Origin of the sequence: Bradyrhizobium sp. 21 (genome assembly GCF_023073335.1) — a bacterium.
GTDB lineage: Bacteria > Pseudomonadota > Alphaproteobacteria > Rhizobiales > Xanthobacteraceae > Bradyrhizobium.
The window spans coordinates 393403-415836 of the sequence record NZ_JADPJG010000002.1 but is presented as its reverse complement, the minus strand read 5'-3'; the positions used below and the strand labels follow the sequence as shown (position 1 = coordinate 415836).

Genomic DNA, 22434 nt, shown 5'->3' with positions numbered 1-22434 from the left:
CGTCCGCCCGCCGCGCGTGCCACACGAAGGTGACGGCCAGCGCGACCGCGCCACCCACCATCGCAACGACGGTCGGCGACAGCCACGGGAAGCGCGTGCCGCCCCAGGTCAGCACCAGCATGAAGACGACGGCGGAGGCCATGAGCAGCACGCCGCCGAGCCAGTCGACCTTGCGCTTGCGGTGGAACACCGGAATCTTCTTCATCTTCGGCAGCAGCATCGCGAGTGCCGCGGCCGCGAGCGGCAGATTGATCCAGAAGATCATCGACCAGTGCAGATGCTCGGCGAACACGCCGCCGATGACCGGGCCGAGGATGCCGCCGACCATCCAGACGCTGGAGAAATAGGCTTGATACTGCCCGCGCTCACGTGGGCTCACGACGTCGGAGATCACGGTCTGAACCACCGGCATGATGCCGCCGCCGCCGAGCCCCTGGAGGCCGCGCGCCAAAATCAGCATCGGCAAGTTCGGCGCGATCGCGCACAGCACGGAGCCCGCGATGAACAGGCTCAGCGACACGATGATCATGGCCTTGCGGCCGTAGATGTCGCTCAGCGTCCCGAACACCGGCGCAACCGCGGTCGAGGCAAGCAGATAGGCGGTGATGACCCAGGACAGGTTCGAGACATCCTGGAACTGGCGTCCGATGGTCGGCAGCGCGGTGGCGACGATGGTCTGGTCGAGGGCGGCCAGGAACATCGTCAGCATCAGGCTGATGACGATGGTGCGGACCTCGTCCTGTGACAGCGGCGCCGGCGGCGCCAGCGAGGGCGCGTCACTGACGCTGATCACCTCGCTCGGAAGGCGGGACAGCTCCTCGGCGATGTCGTCAGGCAATGTCTGGCTGTCGGCAGATTCGCTCTGCCGTTCGAACTTGTTCATCTTGATCGGACATGGTGCAGCGGCGCAATGCCGCGAAGGATTCGTTCTATGCAGTCCAATGTAGACAGCAAAGTTCTTCTCAGGCAGGCACCGCGGCGCATGGGAGCATCCCACCTCACGGCCATCCCGAAGACGTGATCCGAACCCCCTGTCGGATCAGTCCTTCGGACGTCGCTTCAGGCGCGCCCGCTTCGGCAGCTGCGCCGGCCATTGCACGATGTGGTTCTCGAGTTCGTCGTCCGGAATCTCCACCTCGCTGCCCTCGACCCGGCCGCGCACGGAGACGCCGGCCTCATGCACGGTGTCGGGATCGCCGGAGACCAGCGGATGCCACCAATAGAGGTCGCGCCCCTCGGCGACCAGCTTGTAGCCGCAGCTCGGCGGCAGCCAGTTCAGGGTGCGGACATTGGCCGGAGTCAGGCGGACGCAGTCCGGAACCTTGTCGGAGCGATTCGGGTAGTCCTTGCAGCCGCAGGTCGCCCCATCGAGCAGCTTGCAGCCGACATGGGTAAAATAGATGTCGCCGGTGCCGTCTTCCTCGAGCTTGTTCAGGCAGCAGCGCCCGCAGCCGTCGCACAGGCTCTCCCATTCGGGCCCCGACATCTCTTCCAACGTCTTGGTTTTCCAGAAGAATCCTTCCTGGCCTGAAGGTCGTTTGGGAGCTGCGGTCATGGGCCTCAACAAAGGTTCGAAAGAGCTACGGTTGGTGCCATCTAGGGCGTCCGGCCATGGCGCTGCAAGCAACGCCCGCGTGAGGCCCGTAGTGAACCGGGGTCAATTAGGCCTGTTGCTCGAAATCGCCAGCCTGACCATTGGTTTATAGGCCCTGCTCGGCTAGAAGGAACAGCAAGTCCCCCTCGGACGCGAAACGGGCGCCTTGGGTTTGCCGCAACATTCCCGCAAGACGTCTCGATGCCGCCCCGGCCGGGTGCTTGAACGCTTTCGAAGCGAGCCTCAAGGGTTCTAGGTGGTCCAGAACACACCATCCAATTGGAAGAGCCGCGTCCGGAATTTCTTTCTGGACCTGGATGCGCGCATCGACTCCTCGCTGTTCTCCTCGGCCAAGGGCATCCGCGAGCTCTACGAGCGCTACTCGACCTTCATGGACCGCTTCTATGTCGGGCGGTGGAAGCGCTGGGTGTTCATCGAACCGCTGTCGGAAGCTGCGACCCTCGGCCTTGGCGGTCTGGTGGTGATGCTCACGCTCGCCATCCCCGCCTTCCGCGAGACCGCGGACGAGGACTGGCTGAAGAAGTCCGACCTCGCGGTGTCCTTCCTCGACCGCTACGGCAACCCGATCGGCAGCCGCGGCATCAAGCACAACGACTCGATCCCGCTGGAAGATTTTCCGGACGTGCTGATCAAGGCGACGCTCGCCACCGAAGACCGCCGCTTCTACGAGCATTTCGGCATCGATATCGCCGGCACCGCCCGCGCGCTCGTCACCAACGCCCAGGCCGGCGGCGTCCGCCAGGGCGGCTCCTCGATCACCCAGCAGCTCGCCAAGAACCTGTTCCTGAGCAACGAGCGCACCATCGAGCGCAAGGTCAACGAAGCCTTCCTCGCGGTCTGGCTGGAATGGCGCCTGACCAAGAACGAGATTTTGAAGCTCTATCTCGACCGCGCCTATATGGGCGGCGGCACCTTCGGCGTCGACGGCGCCGCGCATTTCTACTTCAACAAATCGGCGCGCGACGTGACGCTTGCCGAAGCCGCGATGCTCGCCGGCCTATTCAAGGCGCCGACCAAATACGCGCCGCACATCAACCTGCCCGCGGCGCGCGCCCGCGCCAACGTCGTGCTCGACAATCTCGTCGACGCCGGCTTCATGACCGAGGGCCAGGTGTTCGGCGCCCGCCGCAACCCCGCCTTCGCGGTCGATCGCCGTGACGAGGCTTCGCCGAACTATTATCTCGACTACGCCTTCGACGAGATGCGCAAGCTCGTCGATACCTTCCCGAAATCCTACACCGAGCGCGTGTTCGTGGTTCGGCTCGCGATCGACGCCAACGTGCAGAAGGCGGCGGAAGACGCGATCGAGAACCAACTGCGCCAGTTCGGCCGCGACTATCACGCGACGCAGGCCGCGACCGTCGTCGGCGACCTCGATGGCGGCATCCGCGCCATGGTCGGCGGCCGCGACTACGGCGCCAGCCAGTTCAACCGCGCCACCGACGCCTATCGCCAGCCGGGCTCGTCGTTCAAGCCGTACGTCTACACGACCGCGCTGCTGAACGGCTTCACGCCGAACTCGATCGTGGTCGACGGCCCGGTCTGCATCGGCAATTGGTGCCCGCAGAATTATGGCCATTCCTATTCCGGCGCGGTGACGCTGACGCAGGCGATCACGCGCTCGATCAACGTGGTGCCCGTGAAACTGTCGATCGCGATCGGCCAGAAGGAGCAGCCGAAGGCGCCGAACCCGGCCAAGATCGGCCGCGCCAAGATCGTCGAGGTCGCCCGCCGCTTCGGCCTCAAGGCGCCGCTGCCCGACACGCCGTCGCTGCCGATCGGCTCCGACGAAGTCACCGTGCTTGAGCACGCCGTCGCCTATGCGACGTTCCCGAACCGCGGCAAGGCCGTAACGCCGCATTCGGTGCTGGAGGTGCGCACCGGCGCGGGCGATCTGGTCTGGCGCTGGGACCGCGACGGGCCGAAACCGCGGCAGGCGATCCCCGCCTCTGTCGCCTCCGACATGGCCGGCATGATGAGCCACGTCGTCAGCGAAGGCACCGCGCGGCGCGCAGCGCTGGACGGCATTCCGACCGCGGGCAAGACCGGCACGACCAATGCCTATCGCGACGCCTGGTTCGTCGGCTACACCGGCAATTTCACCTGCGCGGTCTGGTACGGCAATGACGACTATTCGCCGACCAACCGCATGACCGGCGGCTCGCTGCCGGCGCAGACCTGGCACGACATCATGGTCGCGGCACATCAGGGCGTCGAGGTCCGGGAAATCCCCGGCATCGGCATGGGCCAGAAGCTGCCGCCGCATCCAATGGCAGCGCAAGCGAACGCGGCGCCGAAGGTGCTGGAGACCAAGCCCGGTCCGCCGCCCGTATTGACCAAGCGTGGCGCAGACATCTTGGTGCGCGTCGAGAAGCTGCTGGACGACGCGGCCAGGACGGCGACCAAATCGACCGCCAACGACAGCAAGCCCGCCTCGCCGGCATCATCGACGAGCGCGCTCGCCTTCCCGAAGAACTATGCGGAAGAGAATGCGAACACATCCGCTCCGCGCAAGAACTGATCGAAACCCGTGCGGCTGATCCTGATCACATTGACGGCCCTTCTGCTCGCGAGCGTCGTGGGCGTCGGCGCGACCTGGATGACGACGACGCGCGGCACCGAGATCGGCGCGCTGACCATCGGCCCCTGGACCGCCCGCCCGCGCACCGGCACTGCCGACGTCGATCCCTATTCGCGCGCCACCATTGTGCGCAGCGGCGAACTGCCGATCGGCACCGGCGACGGCGTCGCCTTTACCGCGACCGCCGACGACAAGAAGAAGGCGCTCGACGGCCGCTGCGATGTCGTGGTCTCCGGAGTGACGCCGCCGGCACGGTTCTGGACGCTGACGCTCTATGACCGCAAGGGTCACCTCGTCGCCAATTCGCTGCAGCGCTACGGCTTCACCAGCCAGGAGATCGTGCGGCAGTCCGACGGCTCGTTCGAGATCCGCATCGCCTCGCGCTCGCGCGCCGGCAACTGGCTGCCGACCGGCGGCATCGAGCGCTACGCGCTGATGTTGCGGTTCTACGACACCCCCGTCGGCGTCGCGACGCGCACCCAGCGCGATGCGCCGATGCCCACGATCTCAACGGTGGGCTGCTCATGATCCGCCTCCTGTTCACGATCGTCGCGGGCGTGGTGCTGGGCCTCGTGGTCCATCTCGTCAGCGTGCTGGCGCTGCCGCGGATCGCGACCCAGGACGCCTATTCGCGGCTAACGCCGATGACCAAGCTCAACGGCGTCACGCAGCTTCCGCTCGCCGATCCCAACACCTCGCCGATGCCGTTCATGGACCCGGCCTTTGCGCTGGCGATCTGCCGCTATGACCTCACGGGCGGACCGATCAAGCTCACGGTACCCGTGAGCCAGGCCTACACCTCGGTGTCGTTCTACACCCGCAACGAGATCGCCTATTACGCGATCAACGACCGCTCGGCGGGCCGGAAGGTGATCGAGCTCGATTTGATGACCGAAGCCCAGCACAACGAGCTGCCCGAGGATGAGGAGATCACCGCGGCCGACCGCCTGATCATCGATTCCCCGAGCACGACGGGCCTGATCGTGATGAAGGCCCTCGCGCCCGAGCCCGGCCTGATGCCGCAGGCGCAAGGCTCGCTCGCGGCCGCCACCTGCGCGCCGCAGACCGAGGCGCCCGCCAAGGCCGAGGCACCGCGCGGCCGGCGCTGACGCGCGGCCGTCTTGGCACGCTCAAAACAAAAAACTGAAAAACAACCCCATGCACAGTAGCGGGGGCGTTGAAATCATTGGGCTCTTCAGTCGACGATATGAAGCTGGCTGCCCGTGCCACTTCGAGGCGCCGGGGGCGGGGGAGCAGTTTGACACGTCGGGCAAAACACTGGCAGAATGGCAGCATCGAAGATTTCGTCATACCCGCGCGGAGCCATCCGCCGCGGGTTTTTTCATGTCACCGTCAGTCGGTCTTCGCGCCTGCTTTCGTGGTCTTCTCCGCACGAAGCAACAGAAGCGCGAAAAACGCGGAGAGCGAGGCGAGCGCACTGATCCACAGCGCGGTGCTGCCGAAATGCTCCACCATCAAGCCCAAAGTGAGCGGCGCGAAAGCGCCTGTTGCCCGCGCTGGCAGCGAGATCATTCCGACGCGTCTGCCGAATCCGACCGGACCAAAGATCGCCAATGGGAGCGTGCCACGGGCAATGGTGATGATGCCGTTGCCCGCCCCATACAGCACCGAAAAGGCCGGCGCGAGGAAAGGGCCGCCTGCGACCAGCGCAACGATGCCCAGCGGATTCATGAGCGTGGCCAGCCTTGCCGATAGAAGCGGATGAAACCGGCCGAGCCATCCTGCTTCCAGGACGCGAGCCGCGACCTGGGCAGGTCCAACCAACGCTCCCGAGACCAAGGCTTCGGCCGGCGTCGCGCCGAACGCGACCAGCATCGTCGGCAGGATCGCCGAGACTCCGGAACTGACGAAACTCGTCGCTGCGAACATGTAGGCCAACACCACCATCGAGAACGTCTCGCTCCGGCGTTGGGATTGTTGGCTCGCGCCCGTATGCGGTCGCGACGCCTGATCCAATGGAGCAGCACGCGGCAGCGAGAGATTGAGCGGCAACGCGAGAGCGATATGGATCGCCGCCCACACCTGGCAGGCGACACGCCAGCCATATTCCGCATCCAGCCAAGTCGTGAGCGGCCAGCCGAGCGTGCTGGCAAAACCGGCGATCAAGGTTATTCCGGTGATCGTGCGTCGCGCATTGGTGCCATAGATGCGCGCAAGTGTCGCGAAGGCCGCTTCATAGAGGCCCATGCCCATGCCGATCCCCAGCAACGCCCAGGCTGCGATCAGCACCGCCACGCCGTGGGCCACGGACAGCAAGAGCAAGCCTGCCACAAAGACGAGGTTCGAGATCGCAAGCAGGCTGCGCCCGCCGAACGTATCGATGGCATGCCCGACGCGGGGGCCGAGCAGCCCGGAGACGACGAGCGCGCCCGACAGCGCGCCGAACACGTAAGTCGGCGCAAGACCGAGATCGCGCGCGATCGGCCCGGCCAGGACGGCCGGGAGATAGTAGCTCGACGCCCATGCAACGGTCTGTGCGGTCCCGAGCGCGGCAATCAGACGATAATCTGCACCGCGGTTCATTCGGCGCGCGCAGCCGGCGCCTTCGGCGAAACCACTTCCCCGTCTTCCTTGACGAATTGACCGATGATGGGCGCTGCGAGGAGATCAAGGACGACCTCGGACGGCCGGCACAATTTCACGCCCTTGGGCGAGACCACGATCGGCCGATTGATCAGGATCGGATGCGCCATCATGAAATCGATCAGCTCGTCGTCGCTCCATTTTTCGTTGGCAAGATCGAGCGCGGCATAAGGTGTGCCTTTCTCGCGCAGGAGCGCACGTGGCGTCATCCCCATGGCAGCGATCAGCGAGATCAACTTGTCGCGCGCGGGAGGGTTCTCGAGGTATTCCACGATTTCGGGCTCCTCCCCGCTTTGGCGGATCATTGCCAGGGTGTTGCGCGACGTCCCGCAATCGGGATTGTGATAGATCGTGATGGTCATCGGATTGATTCCTTCGCGGTTTCAGCGCTCCGCAAGAGCCATGTCATGAATGCCGCCGCGACCATGGCTCCCAGGACTTCCGCGACGATGAACCCCGGCAGATCCTGCGGGCGGATGCCGGAAAACGTGTTGGTCAATGATCGCGCGATTGCGACAGCCGGATTGGCGAAAGACGTGGACGCGGTAAACCAGTAGGCGGCCGTGATGTAGAGCCCGACCAGCCAAGGAATTGCGGCCTCACGAAACCGCAGGCCACCGATGATCGTTGCGACCAGTCCGAACGCGGCGACGCATTCGGCAAACCATTGCGGAAATCCGGTCCTTGCCTTCGCGGAGACCTCCAGCAGCGGCAGGCCGAACATGGCGTGCGCCACTATGACGCCCAGGATTCCTCCGAGCACCTGCGCCGCGATGTACTGGGCGGCGTGCGGCGGACGTAGTTCGCCCTTGAGCGTGAACACCAGCGTGACCGCCGGATTGAAGTGCGCGCCGGAGATTGGTCCGAGGATCGTGATCAGCACTACCAGAATGGCGCCGGTCGGCAGGGTATTGCCAAGCAGCGCCAGCGCCACGTCCTTGGTCAACGTCTCGGCCATGATGCCGGAGCCAACGACGGTTGCGACCAGAAGCAAAGTGCCGAGGCCCTCGGCCACAAGACGTCTCGGCAGGTCGAAGTCGCGCATCATGCACGCGCCTTTTGCTTGGTCGTGTTCTTGGTCGTGTTTTGGGCCGTGTTCTTGGCCTTGTTCTTGGCCTTGGAAGGCCCGCAAGGGACATCTGCAAGCGCCGGTGCGCAGATGTCCGGGTGGCCCGCGCAGCAATCCTTCATCAGGAAGTCGACGAGATCGCGCAAGCCGGAAAAATCCGCCGAGTAGATGATCGAACGCGCCTCGCGACGTGGCACGATCATGCCGGCATGCTCGAGGTCCTTCAGGTGGAAAGACACGTTGGATGGCGATACTGCAACGGCCTCGGCGATCACCCCTGCTGCCATTCCGGCGGGCCCGGCCTGGACCAGCAACCGCACGATGCGCAGCCGCGTCTCTTGCGACAGCGCGGCGAAGGCGGTTCGGGCTTGACGCTCCTCCATATTTCGACAATCCTACAATTCAAGAATCATTGAAACGAGGATAGCAGTCATGGATGCGCTTGCCAATACCCGCTCGGTCGTCGGTGCCCTGCTTCCGGTGGAGGAACTCTCCTCTGCAGCGCTCCTGTCCTGCCTGGATGCGCACAAGGAAAAGCCGCTGATCTTCAGTTACGACGGCAGGGACGTGCGCCCCAGCTACCACGTCACCGAAGTGAAAACCGGTCTGTTCCGGGGGCTCGATTGCGGTGCGAACCCTGAAAGCTGGAGCGAGACCTTCATTCAGCTCTGGGATATCGAAGAGGAAAACCGGGGCCATATGCCGGCGGGTAAGTTTCTCGCCATCATCCGCAAGGTCGACGAGGCCGTCGGCTTCGATCCGCTGGCAAAGCTGACCTTCGAAGTCAGCGACGGTGTGCGACCCATGCAAATCTATCGTGCGGAACGCATTGATACCGGCGATGCCGCGATACGGGTCTATCTCTCGGCGCGTCCGTCGAGCTGCAAGCCCCGCGACCGCTGGCTCCAGGAGCAGCAATCCTGCTGCGCACCGAAAGCCAAACAGCCCTGCTGCGGTTGATGCTGCTGTGGCTCGGTAGCAAAGGCGCTTGAACGCGTCGGGCAAAACGCTGGCAGGATGGCACATCGAAAGGTCGTAACACCCGCGCGGAGCCGTCCGTCGCGCTGTCGCAGTTGCGGGTCCCGGCAAAGCCCCGTGGGGATTTCCGTCACGGGGCCATTGATGTTCACGGGCATAAGGCGCGAGCTTGCTGCGAGCCTTGCCGCGAGCCTTGCTCAGCCGAGGCTAGTAGCACGGTCCGTAGGGCGCGTACCCGCAGCGCGGCCTGGCAACCACCGCGCCACCGACGACCGCTCCGCCCACAACCGCTCGCCTTGTGGTTCGACGTGCGACGCCGGCGACACTCACGGGTGTCAGCGGTCGTCCAACACGTGCTTGCGCGCTATCAACGGATAGCGAGAGGCCGTCATTTTCTGACCAGCCGACCGAACCGGAAACCCCACACGCGAGGACGGCGGCAACCAACAACGCCCGCTTCAGGCTGATGTGTCTCATAGCAATCTCCTTCCCTGTCAGGAAAGCGACTGTCCCTGACCGACCCCGGGAAGGCTTGATCTGTGTCAACGTTCTCGCAGGCGAAAGCATGCGGTCCGGTGCGTTGCGTCGGGAACCGAGCTGAAAGCCATTTGTGCGTCCGGCCGGTCGCGGACCTATTCCGCCATCTCGCGAAAAGCCGGTCGGCATCAGCGCCACCGGTGCGATCCGGCGCCAGCGTCGCCATCAACGCAACCGCAGCATTGCTTGTGCGCCGACGGGGAGCATGGTAGCGATGGGCTTCGGGTCAAATACAACCGCCCGACAAGCTTTCGAGCCAAGCGTTGTTTCGCTCCACTACGGAGGTGAAACATGTCTTGCAACAGCGCCATTGGCCTGGCCGATAGATCCGGCGCCGCCTTCGGCCCCTCTCCAAATCTCAAATGGCTCTGGAAAATTCCGCTCGCGATCCTGAACGGACTTGAACGGCGCCGCCAATACAACGAGCTGCTCGAACTCGACGACCGGATGCTCGCAGACATCGGTGTATCGCGAACGACCATTGCGGTCGCGCGAAACTCTTCCTTCTTTGGTTCGCGCGACAGTCGGTGATTGTTCGTTGTTCTATCGATCAGGTGCCGTCCCCGGCCGTGCGGGGGCGGCGCCTGCTTGTCTCCACGCATCAGACGGCTCGAAGCCCGCAGCAAAGGGCCAAGGCCACGCCATCCGCTATCTTGAGTTCGCCCCTTCAAAACTCCAGCTTGTCACGGATGGCCTCGATCCCGGCTCGCGCGCACGCTTCGTCCGCGTCACCGCCCGGAGCCCCGGATACGCCGACCGCTCCGACCAGAGAGCCGCCTGCTTCGACAATCAGCCCGCCTGCGATGATGACGGCCCCGGGAAGATTACGAATGCCCGACTGCATCATGCCCGGCTGGCTGATCGCGTTCAGCTCGGTCGTGCTGGTCTTGAACGACGCGGCTGTCCACGCCTTGCCGGATGCCGTCAACGGGGTATGAGCGCCTGCAAAGCGATCGCGCAGCATCACTTGCGGGACGCCGGAGCGATCGACGACCGCGACGGCAACCTGATAGCCGCGGCTGCGGCAGCTGCCCAACGCAGCGCGCGCAAGATCGAGCGCCAGCTCCGGAGTCAGTGATTTGGAGGCCACGAACGCTTCTTCCGCCCGCATTGGGCTCACGGACGCGATCAGCAGGGTGATCGCGACCGGCAGACATCGAACATTCATGGCCAGCTCCGGCAAAAGGTGGACAAACGCCTATCTGATTTCACCATATGCCAGATCATCGAACAGCGTCACGCTATCCGCCTTGGTCCACAGGCCGATCATGCCCGCGTTCGCGATGGTGGCGTCCTCCACCTCGAATATCGGCTGTCCGTCATAGGTCACCTTGAACCGGCTTCCCGCGAAATCGCAACGCAGCGCGTGCCATTGCCCTGATGTCACGGGTGTGTCGACGCCATAGCCGCCCTTGCGACCGACGATCCCCAGCGACGTCCTGACGCCCTTGATCGTCTTGTAGAGCACGACATTGTCCTCCAGCGCGTTGGCCCGGACGACGTAGTAATTGTCGGCGTCCTTCGCGCGCCAGATGAGTCCCGCGGCGCGGTCTTCCGACCCGGTGACCGCCTTGAATTTGACCTCGACGAAGCCGTCGCGAACGGTCGTACCGTTCTTGATGGCCACCGGAAACGTCGCTCGTCCGGATTGCTTGAGAACGTTCGGTTTGCTTGGCGCCGAGGGCTCGGCCTCGACTGTCCATTTCGGCTGCCCCTTGCCGGTCATCGTCAAAGTCCACCCCTCGGGCGGCATTCCGGCAGGAGCGTCGTCAAAATGCAGGGTCTCGGCCACGGCGTTTCCTCCCATTATCAAAGTCAGCGCGGCGAGTGCCGCGATGAGCCGACGTCTCCTTCTCGATCCTGGCTCAACTCTTCGTACTGGCGGTCTTGTCGAGGGCCGCCCGCAAGCCCTCGGCCAGCTTGACGGCATCGTCGGTCGCCCAGAAATGCATGAAGAAGAGCCGCGGCTGCTCATCCAGCATGTGGCTGTGCAGCGCCGTCACCTCGATACCGTGCGTGCGTAGCGCTACGACGACCGGGTTCACCTCGTCGCCGGTCAGCACGAAGTCGCCGGTGATGGCCGCCCTACCCGCGCCCGTCGGCTGGAAATTGATGGCGATCGCGACGCCCATCGCGCCGACGGGCGTCAACAACATGCCGTCTTCCGTGATGGGATCGCGCCGCTTCACGTTGAACTGGTAGACGCCCCCGTTCGCCTGCCCCTTGACGCCAATGATCTGATCGAGCTTCGCGGTGTCGAGGTCGATGGCGGGCGGCGGGTTCGCCGGCGCCGTGACCGTCAGCGGGGTCTTGCTTTCGGCCAGCGCATCATGGATCGCCGAGGCCAATTTGACGGGATCGCCATGGCCGGCGACGTGCATGTAGAACGTGGCCGGGCTCGCACGCAGCAGATGATTGTGCACGGCGGTGATCTCGAGCCCGCTCGCGATCATCTTCGCCATGACAGGATTGATCTCGGTCTCGAGCAGCACGAGATCGCCCATGACCATGGCGCCGCCATGCGTAGGTTTGAACGCGATCCAGCCGCCCAGCGCCAGCGCCGGCTTGATCGCAACCCCGTCCAACGTCACGGAGAGATCGCTGCGGGGAAAGCCGTAACGGCGGACGTCGTCCGAGACGGCGGGCTTGCGACCCAGGGTCTCGTCCACCTTCTGCCAGTCGGCATCCTGAGCATATGCCGGGATGAAGGAGCCGAAGCGAAATGCAAGAAGACAGACACCAATGCCGACCACGGCCCAGATGATTTTTTTCATCGTGCTACTCCTCACCTTCAATTTCGCTCTTTGACCTGGCCGCTGCTGTCGACGACGAGTGTCACCGCCTTGCCGTTCTTCACCGCCTTGGCGGTGATGCCTTCGGCCGTCGACTTGATATCGCTGACTTGCGCGTAACCGGCCGCCTGGATCCTGGCGACGAGCTCCTCCTGTGTCAGGGCGTGCGCGCTCGACAGCCCGCCCGCGACCGCAAGCAACAGAACCGTGCGGAAGATTGGTCGTGTTCGCATGATCATTCTCCTGGTTTGTCCTGCCCCAAGTTTTCTTGCCCCAGGTGAAGTCCGTTTCGCGATCTTCCCCTACGCGATGCCCACAAGGCGCAAGAGGCCGCGGGCATTAATGTGCACAGCGACGCGACCGGCGCGGACGCCGTGCCAAAAAGTCGAGCCGGTCTGACGGATGAAATCGGGGATGTATGATGACATGCTGCGCCCTTGGTGATCAGGACGCGATGCTTGGGCATGTCGCCTCACGGGGAGATCGCACATCCCCGAGCCCCAAGTAAAAACCCGAGAGCGGCAGCTGTCAACGGGCGTAGGCTTTCAGGCGGCCCAGCGACGTCCCCGGCGAACGTCACAAAGAGTTCACTGCTCCGCGGAACCCCGCCAGCCACGTCTTGAAACTCGCGGACGGGCTCGCTAGTCTCGTTTGCGTGGGGACAAAGCAGACTCCCCGTGAGGCTTCGGTCCAAGCTCTGCGCAGCACGCCATTCGTGGAGCTTGCGCATGGACATCGAACGACGCCCTTCTCACCAACACACCGTCGCCATCCTCTCACGCGGAGACGCTGCCGCGCGCCGCGACGCGACGGCCCAAAACAGCCGCTTCGCGCATCTCTTTGAGGCCCTCGCCACCGTCGGCATCGAGGCGCGCCCGGCCATCTATGATGAAAGCTTTGCCGAGGACGTCCGTGAACAATTGCTCGCGGTGGACGGCGTGCTCGTCTGGGTCAACCCCATTCAAGACGGTCGAAATCGCGCTGGTCTCGACGCGCTGCTGCGCGACGTGGCCGCACGGGGCGTGTGGGTCAGCGCTCATCCGGACGTCATTCTCAAGATGGGCACCAAGGAGGTACTCTATCGTACCCGCTCGATGGGGTGGGGATGCGACACCGCTTTGTATCAAACTGCCGATGCCATGCGCGCCGAGTTGCCGACACGGCTCGCCAGCGGTTCGCGCGTGATCAAGCGCAACCGGGGCAACGGCGGCCAAGGCGTGTGGAAAGTCGAGCGGCTGCCGACCTCCATGATCAAGGTGCTGGACGCGACCAAGGACGCGCCCGAGGAACTGACGCTGGATGATTTTCTCCGTCGCTGCGCGGAGTATTTCGAGAACGGCAGCGTGATCGACCAGCCGTTCCAGCCTCGCCTGAGCGAGGGCGTCGTACGTTGCTACATGGCAGGCGATCGCTGCGCCGGCTTTGGCCATCACAAGGTCAAAGCCCTGGTTGATTCGCCGGCCGCACGCGCCGAGGCCGGACCACGGCTCTATTCGTCCAACGCAGACCCGCGCTTCCAGCGGCTGCGTCGGTTGATGGAGGACGAGTGGACGCCCCAGATGACGTCGTTGCTGGATATTGCGCGACTTGACCTGCCTGCGATTTGGGACGCCGACTTCATGCTTGGCCCGGTCCTTCCCGACGGGACCGACAGTTATGTACTCGGTGAGATCAATGTCAGCTCGGTGCATCCTTATCCGGAAGAGGCGCCTGCGGAGATCGCGAGGCGCGTTGCCGATCGGCTCCGGCGCAAGCTTTGACGCATGCTGACGGTCCGCGCGCTCAAGCGCTTGCACATCTCCGTTTCATTCGACTTGCAGGACGGCGAATGCGTCGCCCTGCAAGGGCCCTCCGGCGTCGGGAAGACCCAACTCCTTCGCTCGATCGCGGATCTCGATCCCAACGAAGGAATGGTCAAACTGGACGGAACGCTCAGAGAGGCGATGCCCGCCCCTGCCTGGCGAAAGCGAGTGACCTACCTCGCCGCCGAACCGGGCTGGTGGTCAGACATCGTGCAAGATCATTTCGGCGGCTGGGATGATGCCTTACCGCTGGTCAAGAGACTGGGGTTACCGTGCAGTTGCGGTCCCTGGCCGGTCCAAAGACTTTCGACTGGAGAGCGGCAACGGCTGGGGCTGGTGCGGGCGCTGATGCTGCGGTCGCAGGTTCTTCTACTGGACGAGCCGACTTCGGCTCTCGATTCGGCATCAACGGCGGCCGTGGAATCCTTGATCGCGGAACGCATTTCGAATGGAACGAGTGTCGTTTGGAGTACTCACGACAACGCCCAGGCCCGCCGCGTCGGGTCGAGGGTCCTTGTGATGAATGCCGACGGCGGAATCGAGGAAAATCGGCCGTGACTTACATTCACCTGGCATACGGCGATTTGGTCCTGCCCGCGCTCCTTGTCGTCATGGACGGCGCTCTCTCGCTTGCTCTCCGCCTCAAGCTTGAAAAGCAGCTGGCCATCGCCACCGTGCGAATGGTGCTTCAGCTGGTGCTAATCGGATACGTATTGACATTCCTGTTCGCCGCGGTCTCACCGCTCTGGACCGCTCTCACCGCCGTCACCATGGTTCTCTTCGCATCACGGGAAATCGTCGCTCGGCAAAAGCGACGCCTGTCGGGTATCTGGAGCTATGGCTTAGGGGCGGGATGCATGCTGCTCGCGGCCGGTACCGTCACGATGTTCGCGCTTCTGACGGAGCTACGCCCGGATCCCTGGTATCATCCGCGCTATGCGCTGCCATTGTTAGGCATGATCCTGGGCAACACCATGACCGGGATAAGCCTGGGCCTGGACGTGCTGACGAATAGCCTGGTGCGCGAACGGGCCGCCGTCGAAGCTTGCCTTGCTCTTGGCGGTACTCGGTATCAGGCGTTGCTGCCGGTCCTGCGGGACGCAATGCGGAGCGGGCTGATGCCGACCATCAATGCGATGGCTGCGATCGGCCTTGTCTCTTTGCCGGGGATGATGACCGGTCAAATCCTTGCAGGCGTCGAACCGATAGACGCCGTTAAGTATCAACTCTTGATCATGTTCTTGATCGCCGGCGGCACGGGATTGGGAACTCTCGCCGCCGTGATGGGAGGCGCTCGACTTCTCACCGATCACCGGCATCGATTGCGCATCGATCGAATTTCCACCGCCGAGTAGAATTGCGCCAATCAACCGTCCGATCGTGGTGATGCCCAAGGGTGCGCGCTTGTCCCGGCCCTCGGAAGCGGTGATCGATCTCCTGGATCAGCCCGCCGGCCGCTTCGTGAAGGAGGATTGCGAGGGGGTCGAGGCACGATGATTGCCGACATAGCCTCGCTCCCGTTTGCCGCGCCCTAAAATTTCAGGGTCGTGCGTAATCCGAAGACCGAGGCATTTCGCAATGCCTTTCCCGGCAGCGGACTTGCCGGAGCCGTCGCGCCACCCCCGGGGTGAACGATGTATTGAAAGTTGGGCTGAACGGTCCAGCCGTCCTTGATCTGATATTGGTAGACGGCCGTGAGCAGCCCCTCGAAGCTCCGCACCGGCCAGCGCGGATCGACGAACCTGCCATAATCGGCATCGAGCGCCTGGGCACGCTTTGAGACATGCGCATACCCGGCGGCAATGCCGAACTTGTCGTCGGGACGCGCATCGCTGAGCCCGATGAACTCGACGCCGCCGTCTGCATAGGCATCGACCAGGTTGCGGTCGGCCGGCGCGCCGGACACGCGCGCGAAAATGCCGATGCCGCGATCGTCGCTGTTCGGCACCCGATAGATCTGCTGCTCGAACACCGCCCAAGCTCCGATATCGCCTGACAGGAGAAGCGGTTCGCCGCTGCTCGTCGGCGCGGCCAGCGAAACGCCGTTGGATGCGAAGCGCTGATCCCCGAACGATCCGAAATGGCGCCAGCCGCCGAGCTTGATCTGGCCGGTTAAATTCGGGTCACCCTTCCTGTTGTTCCAGGCATATTGGACCTGGCCGAGCAGAAGCGGTGGATCGTTGACCCGGAAATTCACGCCATACCGGTTGCGCTCCTGCGGATCGCCCGGACCGGGACCGGCCTGATCGCCGTCGAAAATCGCGCCAAGAACGGACAATTGGTCGGTGACGTTCCACAGCAAGCGCGCGCCTACCGCCGCCAAAGGCGGCGACGGTCCGCTGCTCGGCAGGACAATCGAGGTGATCGCCGGCCAGCCCATCGAGGCGTTGGTGAAAACATCGGTGTATTTGGTGTTGAAGAACTCGCTGTCGGCTGCAAGCTGGCCGAACTTGAGCGATACTTTCTTGTCGCCCCATTGCTTCTCGAAATAGGCCTCGTAGAGTCGCGTCGACGGCAAGGCCTCGATCCCGCTGACGACGAAGAAATTCTGCAGATTCGAGCGCGAGAGGCCGTCGCCGTGGATCTGAAACATGTTGGCGTGAAAGGTCAGCTTGTCGAGACCTGCGAGCTTGTCGAGGTCCACGTCGACGGCGAGATTGAGCCTGCCCTCGTAGATCGCACCCTGCTTCAGGCCGCCGGTCCGATTTCCAAGCCCCTCGCCGATATAGGTGGCCGCAAGCTTCACCCCGTATTTTTGCCAGGGGTTCGGCAGCAGCCCGAGCGTTTTCTCCTCGATCGTGCTCTCGCCGGTATCGGGATCGGCAGGCTTGTCGTCGTCGGTTTTCTTGTCCTCCTGAGCCGCGGACTGGGCAGCCGCAATCAGGCAAGCACCAACGATCAACGCCCGCAAAGTATGCCTGATTGCTTTGGCGGCCACGCTCTCCTCCCGAGCGATAAATGACGCACGCCGCAGACCGACATTCAAGTCGGTCGTCGAACAATCAGAGCCGGCGCGGCAATCCGGTTCCCACGCTGTGAACTACCGCACGCGGGAGGACGCGCTATGTTCACTTCTGCACTTTCGATCGTCAGATCTTCGGAATCTTCGCCCGTTCCACCACGCCGGTCCATTTGCTGATCTCGGTCTCGATCAGGGCCTTCATCTCTTCCGGCGTGCTGCCGCGGACTTCGCCGCCGACGGCGGTCTCCAGCCGCTGCTTGGTCTCGGGATCCTTTAGCACCTCGAGCGTCGCGGCATTGAGCGCCGCCATGATGGCGGGCGGCGTTCCCTTCGGGGCCAGGAGGCCGGCCCAGGTGCGCACGTCATATCCTTTGATGCCGGCTTCCTGAACCGTCGGAACGTCGGGCAACAATGCGGTGCGCGTCGGCGAGGTCACCGCCAGGCCGCGGATCCCACCGCTCTGGATCTGCGGGGCGAGCAGGACCGGCGTGCCGACGATAACAGGAACCTCTCCGCCGAGCAGGGCGGTGACAGATTGAGAATCGCCGCGATACGGCACGTGCACGATCTCGACGCCGGCGGCTGCGTTCAACAGCTCTCCTGCAAGATGGTGCGTGCTGCCGAAACCGACCGATCCGAAGGAAAGCGCGCCAGGTTTCTGCTTTGCCAGGGCGACGAGCTCGCCCAGCGATTTTGCCGGGTAGTCGCTACGCACCGCGATGACGAGCGCATAGTAGACCAGCGTCGAGATCATCTCGAAACTCTCGGCCGGCTGGTAGGCGAGGCTCTTGTAGGTCGCCGCGGAAATGGCGTGAGCGCCGGTGACGAGGCCGAGCGTGTAGCCGTCGGGTGCGGCCTTCGCGATCGCATCCGCCGCGATGTTGCCGCCGGCGCCGGGCTTGGCCTCGACGATGACCGGCTGCCCGAGCTTTTTCGAGAGCCCGTCGGCGACGATGCGCGACAGCGTATCGGCCGCCCCACCCGCGGCAAATCCATGCAACAGCCGGATCGGGCGCGACGGATAATTGTCCGCCGACGCCGGGGTGGTTGCGAGAAAACCGCCAAGACAACCGCCAAGAAAACTACCAAGCAGAAAAATGGCCGCAGCAAGCCGCTTCATCCGTCGCATGGATGCTTCTCCCTTTGATTGTTATGTCGTTGGCCGCAACGATGCGGCGTTCTTCAAGTCGTCGTCGGCTCGCCTAGCGGGCGAACTCGGTGCATTCAGGTGACGGCGGCATGCCCCAGACGTCGCGCGGCAGGCCGACCCAGACTTTTGGCCGCTGCGGACGATCGCGATGCCAGGGACGCGGCTCGAAATAGCCGAGCGCCTCGTCGGTCATGCGGTCGAGATCGCAAAACAGCTCGACCAGATGCCCGTCGGGATTGCGGTGATAGATCGCCGTGTTGTGGCCGGGACCGTGACGGACCGGTCCCCAGAGAACGGCAAGCTTGTGCCGGGCGAGATGGTCGCAAGCCTGCTGCATATGGGTCGGGCCGCGCAGCTCGAACGCGACATGATGCAGGCCGCGGTCGGGGGCGCGGGCGAAGTTCAGCGTGTGATGTTCATAGCCGCTGCGCATGAAGACGAAGCGGTCCTCGATCCAGTCCGAGACCCGCAGGCCCATGAATTTCGCATAGAACTCCGAAGCCGCGCGCGGATCGGGCGTGCGAAGGGCGACATGGCCGAGCTTGGTGACGGCAAGCGCACCGATCCGCTCCTGCGCGGGCGTCGGCGTCCAGCCCTGGATCAGCTCGAAGCGTGTGCCGTCGGGATCGCTGAACGACAACAATTTGGAAACGCCAGGCAGGGGATCGCTCTGGAGCTCGGGCCGCAGATCGGCCTGCTTCAGCGCGGCACCCAGCGCCTCGATCTGGACGTCGGGAGATATCTCGAAGCCGATGCTCGTCAGCGCCGCGTCGCCGGGCTCGATCACCAGCGAAAGCTGCTCGGAATCGTTGGCGAGGAACGTGCGGTCTCCGTCGCGGCCGACGAGGCCAAGCCCGATCACGGCGCGATAATAGTCGAGCAGCCGCTCGGGATCGGGCGAGGCAAAGCTCGCGTGCCGAAGCCGGGTGAAGCGTGCAATGGGTGCTTGTGTCGTCATCGTGCAATCCACCCCCTCATGGCGTCATGATGATCTTGCCGAGCGCGGAGCCCTGCTCGAGCAGCGTATGGGCCTTGCTGACTTCGTCGAGCGTGAGGACCGCCGAGATCGCCGGCTTGATCGCATTGCGGCTCAGCGCATCGATCACGTTGCGCATCAGCGCGCGACGCCCGTCCCGATCGTGGTCGTAGATGTGGAAGGAGAAGCAGCGTATCGCAGGACAGATGTCGAGATGGTCGCGCATCGCCGCCATCAAATTCTCTTCCGGCAATCCGGCGAAGGCATTGTACGACAGCAGCGTTCCCCATTTGCCGAGCGCGCCGAGATAGCCAGTAAACTCGGGACCGCAGACATGATCGAGCACGAGGCCGACACCCTCGCCGTCTGTCAGTTCACGCGTCCGCGCCACGACGTCCTCGCGGCGGTAGAAGATGGTGTGATCGGCGCCGTTCGCCTTCGCAAACGCTGCCTTCTCGTCGGTCGAGACCGTGCCGATGACATTCATCTTGGCGAGTTTTGCCAGTTGCACCAGCGCGGTGCCGACGCCGCCGGCAGCGCCAATCACCAGCACGCTCGCGGGTGCGCGCGGATGGCGGCATTCGTGCAGCAGCGCGTAGGCGACCTGGTAGTTCGACAGGCATACGGCGGCTCGCAGATCGACATTGTCGGGCAGCGCGTGAACGGCGTCGGCGGGCGCCACCACATAGTCGGCATAGCAGCCGCCGCGCTGAGACAGATCGCGCGCGCTCAGCAGCACCTTCTGGCCGATCGCAAACCCCTCGACGCCGGGCCCGAGCGCGGCAATGCGGCCCGCGACGTCATTGCCGGGATTGGCCGGCAGCGGCGGCATCCATTTGTAGATTCCACGGCGGATCAGCACATCGGGCTGCCCCACCCCGAATGCCTCGGCCCGGATCTGCACCTGGCCGGGACCGGGCACAGGCGCCGGAAGCTCGACCAATTCGAGTGCATCCGGCCCACCCGGCTGACGCACCAGCACTGCCCTCATGATTTCACTGCTCCCCCGCCTATATTTTCGAAAATCATATCCTTTACGAAAATTATTGCAAGATGCTCGTTGGCGCGGCATCTTGGGGCATCGATTCAATGACAGGCACCATGCCCGACAGCGCCATTCGCCCCCGCAAGGAATTCGGCAAGACCATTGCCGCCGACATCACCCATCGGCTGCGCGAGGAGATCATTACCTGCGCCCTGGCGCCGGGCGAGCCGTTGCGGTTCGACGTCCTGCGCGAGCGATTCGGCGCGAGCTTCACGACGCTGCGCGAGGCGCTGACCGCGCTCGCCGCCGAAGGCCTGGTCGACGCGCAGGAGCAACGCGGATATCGCGTGGCGCCGGTCAGCCGCCGCGATCTGGTGGAGGTCACCGATGCCCGGGTGCTGATCGAGGTGGAACTGATCCGGCGCTCGATTGAAAGGGGCGACGACGATTGGGAAATCGCCGTCATTTCGACCCTGCACAGATTGAAGCGGATCGAGCAGCGCGATCCCGAGCACCCGCTGCGCGATCCCGAATGGAAGATCGCCCACCGCCAATTCCACCAGGCACTGGTGTCCGCTTGCGGCTCAGCCACCCTTCTTGCCATTCGCGCCGAGCTGTTCGATCGCGCCGAGCGCTATCGGCATCTGTCGGCCAATTTCCGGCCGCGCCCGCGCGACAAGGCCGGCGAGCATCAGGCGATCATGCAGGCCGCCATCGCGCGCAATCCGGATCTCGCGGTGCAATTGATCGAGACGCATATCCGCACGACCGCCGACAACGTCGCGGCATACGCCGGGCACCTGCTCGACACCGAATAGGCTGCCGGCTTTTTGCCGCGGTGGGCTTGCGTCCCGACATATTTTCGAAAATAATGCACGTCATCGAAAATATCATCCTCTCAAGCGAACCCTCGGGGCAAAACCATGAAGCTGCTGTCGTTTTTGGACGGAAATCGGGAAAGCTGGGGCGCAATTGTCGAAAATGGCGTCGTGGATCTCGCCCGCGCCCTGCCCCAGTACCCTGCTCTCGCGGACTTTCTCGGCAGCGATGACTACGCGCGGCGCGAGGCCATCGTCGCCGGGCACAAGCCGACCATGGCGCTCAGCGACGTCAAATATCTTCCGGTGATCCCGCGCCCCGAGAAGATCGTCTGCGCCGTGCGCAATTATCTCGACCACCACAATGAAGCGGTGGCGTTCGGCATGAAGCGCGAGATCACAGAGTTTCCGCCGATCTTCCTCCGGGTCTGGCGCTCCCAGGTCGCGCACAACGCGCCGGTGATCCGACCGAAGGTCTCGGACAATTTCGACTGGGAAGGCGAGCTCGCCGTCGTCATCGGCAAGGGCGGTCGTCACATCAGCCAGGCCGACGCCTGGAGTCACGTGGCGGGTTACTCGATCTACAACGACGTCAGCGTTCGCGACTGGCAGCGTCACGCCCAGCAGATCGCCTCCGGCAAGAACTTCGTCGGCACCGGCCCGTTCGGACCGTGGCTGGTGACGCCGGACGAGATCGGCGACCCCACCAAGCTGAAGCTCGAAACGCGCGTCAACGGTGCGGTGGTGCAGTCCTCCGACACTTCGATGCTGATCTTCTCGATCCCGCGGCTGATCGAGTACAGCTCGACCATCTTCGACCTCGTCCCCGGCGACGTCATCGCCACCGGCACGCCGGCCGGCGTCGGCTTCACCCGCAAGCCGCCGGTCTTCCTCAAGCCCGGCGACGTGGTCGAGGTCGAGATCGAGAACATCGGCGTGCTGCGCAATCCCGTCGTCGACGAAGCATAGAGCCTGCGCATGTCCGCCTACGACATTCGTAAGACCGCGCTCAACGTCGAGACGGTCTGGCATGAGCGCGGCCCTCGGCTGGAGAAGCCGCTGCTTGTTGGCACCGCCGTCGCGGTGATCCGCAATCCCTTCGCGGGCCGCTACGAGCCCAATCTGATGCCGTTTCAAGCTTCCTTGCGTGAGCTCGGGCGCGAGCTCGCAACGCGACTGATCGCGCAGCTCGGCGGCGCGGCGCACGTCGAGGCCTATGGCAAGGGCATCATCGTCGGCGAGGACGGCGAGCTCGAGCATGGCGCCGTCTGGCACGAAGCCGGCGGGCACGGCATGCGCGAGGTGCTCGGCCAACCCAAAGCGATCGTGCCGGCGGCAAAGACCATCGGAGGTCCGGGCACGCGCCTGATGGTCCCGCTCGGCCACATCCACGCGTGTTATGTGCGCAGCCATTTCGGCACGGCGGAGATGACGCTGTGGGATTCGCCACGGCGCGACGAGATCGCCTTCGGACTCGTGATGGCGACCGGCGGCCGGCCTCACTCGCGCATCGGGGGCCTCGCGGCATCCGACATCTCCGTGCATGATGGGCAGCGCTGACGGGC

General features: G+C 64.1%; 26 protein-coding genes and 1 pseudogene. 12 read left to right on the top strand and 15 right to left on the bottom strand.

The window, feature by feature from the left end:
* A partial coding sequence (locus IVB31_RS01880) for an MFS transporter (RefSeq protein ID WP_247317869.1) occupies positions 1–883 on the bottom strand: 883 nt, incomplete at its 3' end.
* A gap of 156 nt (positions 884–1039) precedes the next feature.
* A complete protein-coding gene (locus tag IVB31_RS01875) occupies positions 1040–1555 on the bottom strand; it encodes a YcgN family cysteine cluster protein (protein WP_247317868.1) in 516 nt (171 codons plus the stop codon).
* A gap of 295 nt (positions 1556–1850) precedes the next feature.
* Between IVB31_RS01875 and IVB31_RS01870 the strand changes: the two genes are divergently transcribed.
* The 3 genes from IVB31_RS01870 to IVB31_RS01860 are packed head-to-tail and all read left to right on the top strand — an operon-like array spanning position 1851 to position 5305.
* Positions 1851–4136 carry a PBP1A family penicillin-binding protein gene (locus tag IVB31_RS01870; protein WP_247317866.1) on the top strand — a complete coding sequence of 762 codons (2286 nt, stop codon included), beginning with the start codon at positions 1851–1853 and terminating at the stop codon, positions 4134–4136.
* A gap of 9 nt (positions 4137–4145) precedes the next feature.
* On the top strand, positions 4146–4724 hold the full coding sequence (locus tag IVB31_RS01865) for a DUF1214 domain-containing protein (protein WP_247317865.1): 579 nt from the start codon (positions 4146–4148) through the stop codon (positions 4722–4724).
* On the top strand, positions 4721–5305 hold the full coding sequence (locus tag IVB31_RS01860) for a DUF1254 domain-containing protein (RefSeq protein ID WP_247317863.1): 585 nt from the start codon (positions 4721–4723) through the stop codon (positions 5303–5305). The genes IVB31_RS01865 and IVB31_RS01860 overlap by 4 nt, the downstream gene beginning before the upstream one ends.
* 244 nt (positions 5306–5549) lie before the next feature.
* Here IVB31_RS01860 and IVB31_RS01855 read toward each other — a convergent pair whose 3' ends face one another.
* From IVB31_RS01855 to IVB31_RS01840, 4 genes are read right to left on the bottom strand one after another with little or no spacing between them, the layout of a single operon-like run.
* Positions 5550–6740: an MFS transporter gene (locus tag IVB31_RS01855; protein ID WP_247317860.1), complete on the bottom strand. Its 1191-nt coding sequence runs from the start codon at positions 6738–6740 to the stop codon at positions 5550–5552.
* Entirely contained in the window at positions 6737–7162 is a 426-nt protein-coding gene (gene arsC / locus IVB31_RS01850; RefSeq protein ID WP_247317855.1) for an arsenate reductase (glutaredoxin), read from the bottom strand. The genes IVB31_RS01855 and arsC overlap by 4 nt, the downstream gene beginning before the upstream one ends.
* Complete coding sequence (locus tag IVB31_RS01845; protein ID WP_276576605.1) at positions 7159–7848, bottom strand: MIP/aquaporin family protein; 690 nt, start codon at positions 7846–7848, stop codon at positions 7159–7161. Before IVB31_RS01845 ends, arsC begins: the two co-directional genes overlap by 4 nt.
* A complete protein-coding gene (locus IVB31_RS01840; protein WP_247317851.1) occupies positions 7845–8252 on the bottom strand; it encodes a metalloregulator ArsR/SmtB family transcription factor in 408 nt (135 codons plus the stop codon). Before IVB31_RS01840 ends, IVB31_RS01845 begins: the two co-directional genes overlap by 4 nt.
* 49 nt (positions 8253–8301) lie before the next feature.
* Here IVB31_RS01840 and IVB31_RS01835 point away from each other — a divergent pair, with 49 nt between their 5' ends.
* Positions 8302–8829, top strand: coding sequence for a DUF6428 family protein (locus IVB31_RS01835; RefSeq protein ID WP_247317848.1), 528 nt, complete (start codon positions 8302–8304; stop codon positions 8827–8829).
* 225 nt (positions 8830–9054) lie between these two features.
* Here IVB31_RS01835 and IVB31_RS01830 read toward each other — a convergent pair whose 3' ends face one another.
* Positions 9055–9324, bottom strand: coding sequence for a hypothetical protein (locus IVB31_RS01830; RefSeq protein WP_247317845.1), 270 nt, complete (start codon positions 9322–9324; stop codon positions 9055–9057).
* 351 nt (positions 9325–9675) lie between these two features.
* On the opposite strand from IVB31_RS01830, the gene IVB31_RS01825 reads away from it, so the two are divergent.
* Positions 9676–9915 (top strand): DUF1127 domain-containing protein, encoded by a 240-nt coding sequence (locus IVB31_RS01825; RefSeq protein WP_247317843.1) that lies wholly within the window; start codon positions 9676–9678, stop codon positions 9913–9915.
* A gap of 136 nt (positions 9916–10051) precedes the next feature.
* Here the strand turns inward: IVB31_RS01825 and IVB31_RS01820 are convergent, their stop codons facing one another.
* The 4 genes from IVB31_RS01820 to IVB31_RS01805 form a co-directional block, all read right to left on the bottom strand.
* The gene (locus tag IVB31_RS01820; protein ID WP_247317841.1) at positions 10052–10552 is read right to left on the bottom strand and encodes a heme-binding protein; all 501 of its coding nucleotides are present in this window, start codon (positions 10550–10552) and stop codon (positions 10052–10054) included.
* 30 nt (positions 10553–10582) lie between these two features.
* Positions 10583–11176: a hypothetical protein gene (locus IVB31_RS01815; RefSeq protein WP_247317839.1), complete on the bottom strand. Its 594-nt coding sequence runs from the start codon at positions 11174–11176 to the stop codon at positions 10583–10585.
* 73 nt (positions 11177–11249) lie between these two features.
* Complete coding sequence (locus IVB31_RS01810; protein WP_247317837.1) at positions 11250–12158, bottom strand: DUF1259 domain-containing protein; 909 nt, start codon at positions 12156–12158, stop codon at positions 11250–11252.
* A gap of 17 nt (positions 12159–12175) precedes the next feature.
* Entirely contained in the window at positions 12176–12409 is a 234-nt protein-coding gene (locus IVB31_RS01805; RefSeq protein WP_247317834.1) for a hypothetical protein, read from the bottom strand.
* A gap of 495 nt (positions 12410–12904) precedes the next feature.
* Here IVB31_RS01805 and IVB31_RS01800 point away from each other — a divergent pair, with 495 nt between their 5' ends.
* The 4 genes and pseudogenes from IVB31_RS01800 to IVB31_RS01785 all read left to right on the top strand — a co-directional run.
* A complete protein-coding gene (locus tag IVB31_RS01800; RefSeq protein WP_247317832.1) occupies positions 12905–13936 on the top strand; it encodes a Cj0069 family protein in 1032 nt (343 codons plus the stop codon).
* 3 nt (positions 13937–13939) lie between these two features.
* Positions 13940–14536: an ATP-binding cassette domain-containing protein gene (locus IVB31_RS01795; protein WP_247317830.1), complete on the top strand. Its 597-nt coding sequence runs from the start codon at positions 13940–13942 to the stop codon at positions 14534–14536.
* Positions 14533–15333, top strand: coding sequence for an iron export ABC transporter permease subunit FetB (fetB, locus tag IVB31_RS01790; protein WP_247317827.1), 801 nt, complete (start codon positions 14533–14535; stop codon positions 15331–15333). Before IVB31_RS01795 ends, fetB begins: the two co-directional genes overlap by 4 nt.
* Before the next feature lie 10 nt (positions 15334–15343).
* Positions 15344–15475: pseudogene (locus IVB31_RS01785) on the top strand (arsenate reductase (glutaredoxin)); the annotation flags it as partial.
* Positions 15476–15509: 34 nt separating this feature from the next.
* Here the strand turns inward: IVB31_RS01785 and IVB31_RS01780 are convergent.
* The 4 genes from IVB31_RS01780 to IVB31_RS01765 all read right to left on the bottom strand — a co-directional run bounded on the left by IVB31_RS01780 (position 15510) and on the right by IVB31_RS01765 (position 20057).
* The gene (locus IVB31_RS01780; protein WP_247317824.1) at positions 15510–16916 is read right to left on the bottom strand and encodes a carbohydrate porin; all 1407 of its coding nucleotides are present in this window, start codon (positions 16914–16916) and stop codon (positions 15510–15512) included.
* 151 nt (positions 16917–17067) lie between these two features.
* Entirely contained in the window at positions 17068–18069 is a 1002-nt protein-coding gene (locus IVB31_RS01775) for a tripartite tricarboxylate transporter substrate binding protein (RefSeq protein ID WP_247317820.1), read from the bottom strand.
* 73 nt (positions 18070–18142) lie between these two features.
* The gene (locus IVB31_RS01770; RefSeq protein ID WP_247317817.1) at positions 18143–19048 is read right to left on the bottom strand and encodes a VOC family protein; all 906 of its coding nucleotides are present in this window, start codon (positions 19046–19048) and stop codon (positions 18143–18145) included.
* 16 nt (positions 19049–19064) lie between these two features.
* Positions 19065–20057: a zinc-dependent alcohol dehydrogenase family protein gene (locus tag IVB31_RS01765; RefSeq protein WP_247317814.1), complete on the bottom strand. Its 993-nt coding sequence runs from the start codon at positions 20055–20057 to the stop codon at positions 19065–19067.
* A 110-nt stretch (positions 20058–20167) separates the two neighbouring features.
* Here IVB31_RS01765 and IVB31_RS01760 point away from each other — a divergent pair, with 110 nt between their 5' ends.
* From IVB31_RS01760 to IVB31_RS01750, 3 genes are all read left to right on the top strand, one after another.
* Entirely contained in the window at positions 20168–20869 is a 702-nt protein-coding gene (locus tag IVB31_RS01760) for an FCD domain-containing protein (RefSeq protein ID WP_247317810.1), read from the top strand.
* Between the two features lie 105 nt (positions 20870–20974).
* Positions 20975–21838: a fumarylacetoacetate hydrolase family protein gene (locus IVB31_RS01755; RefSeq protein ID WP_247317806.1), complete on the top strand. Its 864-nt coding sequence runs from the start codon at positions 20975–20977 to the stop codon at positions 21836–21838.
* Between the two features lie 9 nt (positions 21839–21847).
* The gene (locus IVB31_RS01750) at positions 21848–22429 is read left to right on the top strand and encodes an amino acid synthesis family protein (RefSeq protein WP_247317804.1); all 582 of its coding nucleotides are present in this window, start codon (positions 21848–21850) and stop codon (positions 22427–22429) included.
* Positions 22430–22434: the final 5 nt, after the last annotated feature.

Coding starts and splice junctions, on each gene's coding strand:
- IVB31_RS01875 (WP_247317868.1), bottom strand. CDS start 1,555: ATGACCGCAGCTCCCAAACGACCTTCAGGCCAGGAAGGATTCTTCTGG.
- IVB31_RS01860 (WP_247317863.1), top strand. CDS start 4,721: ATGATCCGCCTCCTGTTCACGATCGTCGCGGGCGTGGTGCTGGGCCTC.
- IVB31_RS01855 (WP_247317860.1), bottom strand. CDS start 6,740: ATGAACCGCGGTGCAGATTATCGTCTGATTGCCGCGCTCGGGACCGCA.
- arsC (WP_247317855.1), bottom strand. CDS start 7,162: ATGACCATCACGATCTATCACAATCCCGATTGCGGGACGTCGCGCAAC.
- IVB31_RS01845 (WP_276576605.1), bottom strand. CDS start 7,848: ATGATGCGCGACTTCGACCTGCCGAGACGTCTTGTGGCCGAGGGCCTC.
- IVB31_RS01840 (WP_247317851.1), bottom strand. CDS start 8,252: ATGGAGGAGCGTCAAGCCCGAACCGCCTTCGCCGCGCTGTCGCAAGAG.
- IVB31_RS01835 (WP_247317848.1), top strand. CDS start 8,302: ATGGATGCGCTTGCCAATACCCGCTCGGTCGTCGGTGCCCTGCTTCCG.
- IVB31_RS01830 (WP_247317845.1), bottom strand. CDS start 9,324: ATGAGACACATCAGCCTGAAGCGGGCGTTGTTGGTTGCCGCCGTCCTC.
- IVB31_RS01825 (WP_247317843.1), top strand. CDS start 9,676: ATGTCTTGCAACAGCGCCATTGGCCTGGCCGATAGATCCGGCGCCGCC.
- IVB31_RS01820 (WP_247317841.1), bottom strand. CDS start 10,552: ATGAATGTTCGATGTCTGCCGGTCGCGATCACCCTGCTGATCGCGTCC.
- IVB31_RS01810 (WP_247317837.1), bottom strand. CDS start 12,158: ATGAAAAAAATCATCTGGGCCGTGGTCGGCATTGGTGTCTGTCTTCTT.
- IVB31_RS01805 (WP_247317834.1), bottom strand. CDS start 12,409: ATGCGAACACGACCAATCTTCCGCACGGTTCTGTTGCTTGCGGTCGCG.
- IVB31_RS01800 (WP_247317832.1), top strand. CDS start 12,905: ATGGACATCGAACGACGCCCTTCTCACCAACACACCGTCGCCATCCTC.
- IVB31_RS01795 (WP_247317830.1), top strand. CDS start 13,940: ATGCTGACGGTCCGCGCGCTCAAGCGCTTGCACATCTCCGTTTCATTC.
- IVB31_RS01775 (WP_247317820.1), bottom strand. CDS start 18,069: ATGCGACGGATGAAGCGGCTTGCTGCGGCCATTTTTCTGCTTGGTAGT.
- IVB31_RS01770 (WP_247317817.1), bottom strand. CDS start 19,048: ATGACGACACAAGCACCCATTGCACGCTTCACCCGGCTTCGGCACGCG.
- IVB31_RS01765 (WP_247317814.1), bottom strand. CDS start 20,057: ATGAGGGCAGTGCTGGTGCGTCAGCCGGGTGGGCCGGATGCACTCGAA.
- IVB31_RS01760 (WP_247317810.1), top strand. CDS start 20,168: ATGCCCGACAGCGCCATTCGCCCCCGCAAGGAATTCGGCAAGACCATT.
- IVB31_RS01755 (WP_247317806.1), top strand. CDS start 20,975: ATGAAGCTGCTGTCGTTTTTGGACGGAAATCGGGAAAGCTGGGGCGCA.
- IVB31_RS01750 (WP_247317804.1), top strand. CDS start 21,848: ATGTCCGCCTACGACATTCGTAAGACCGCGCTCAACGTCGAGACGGTC.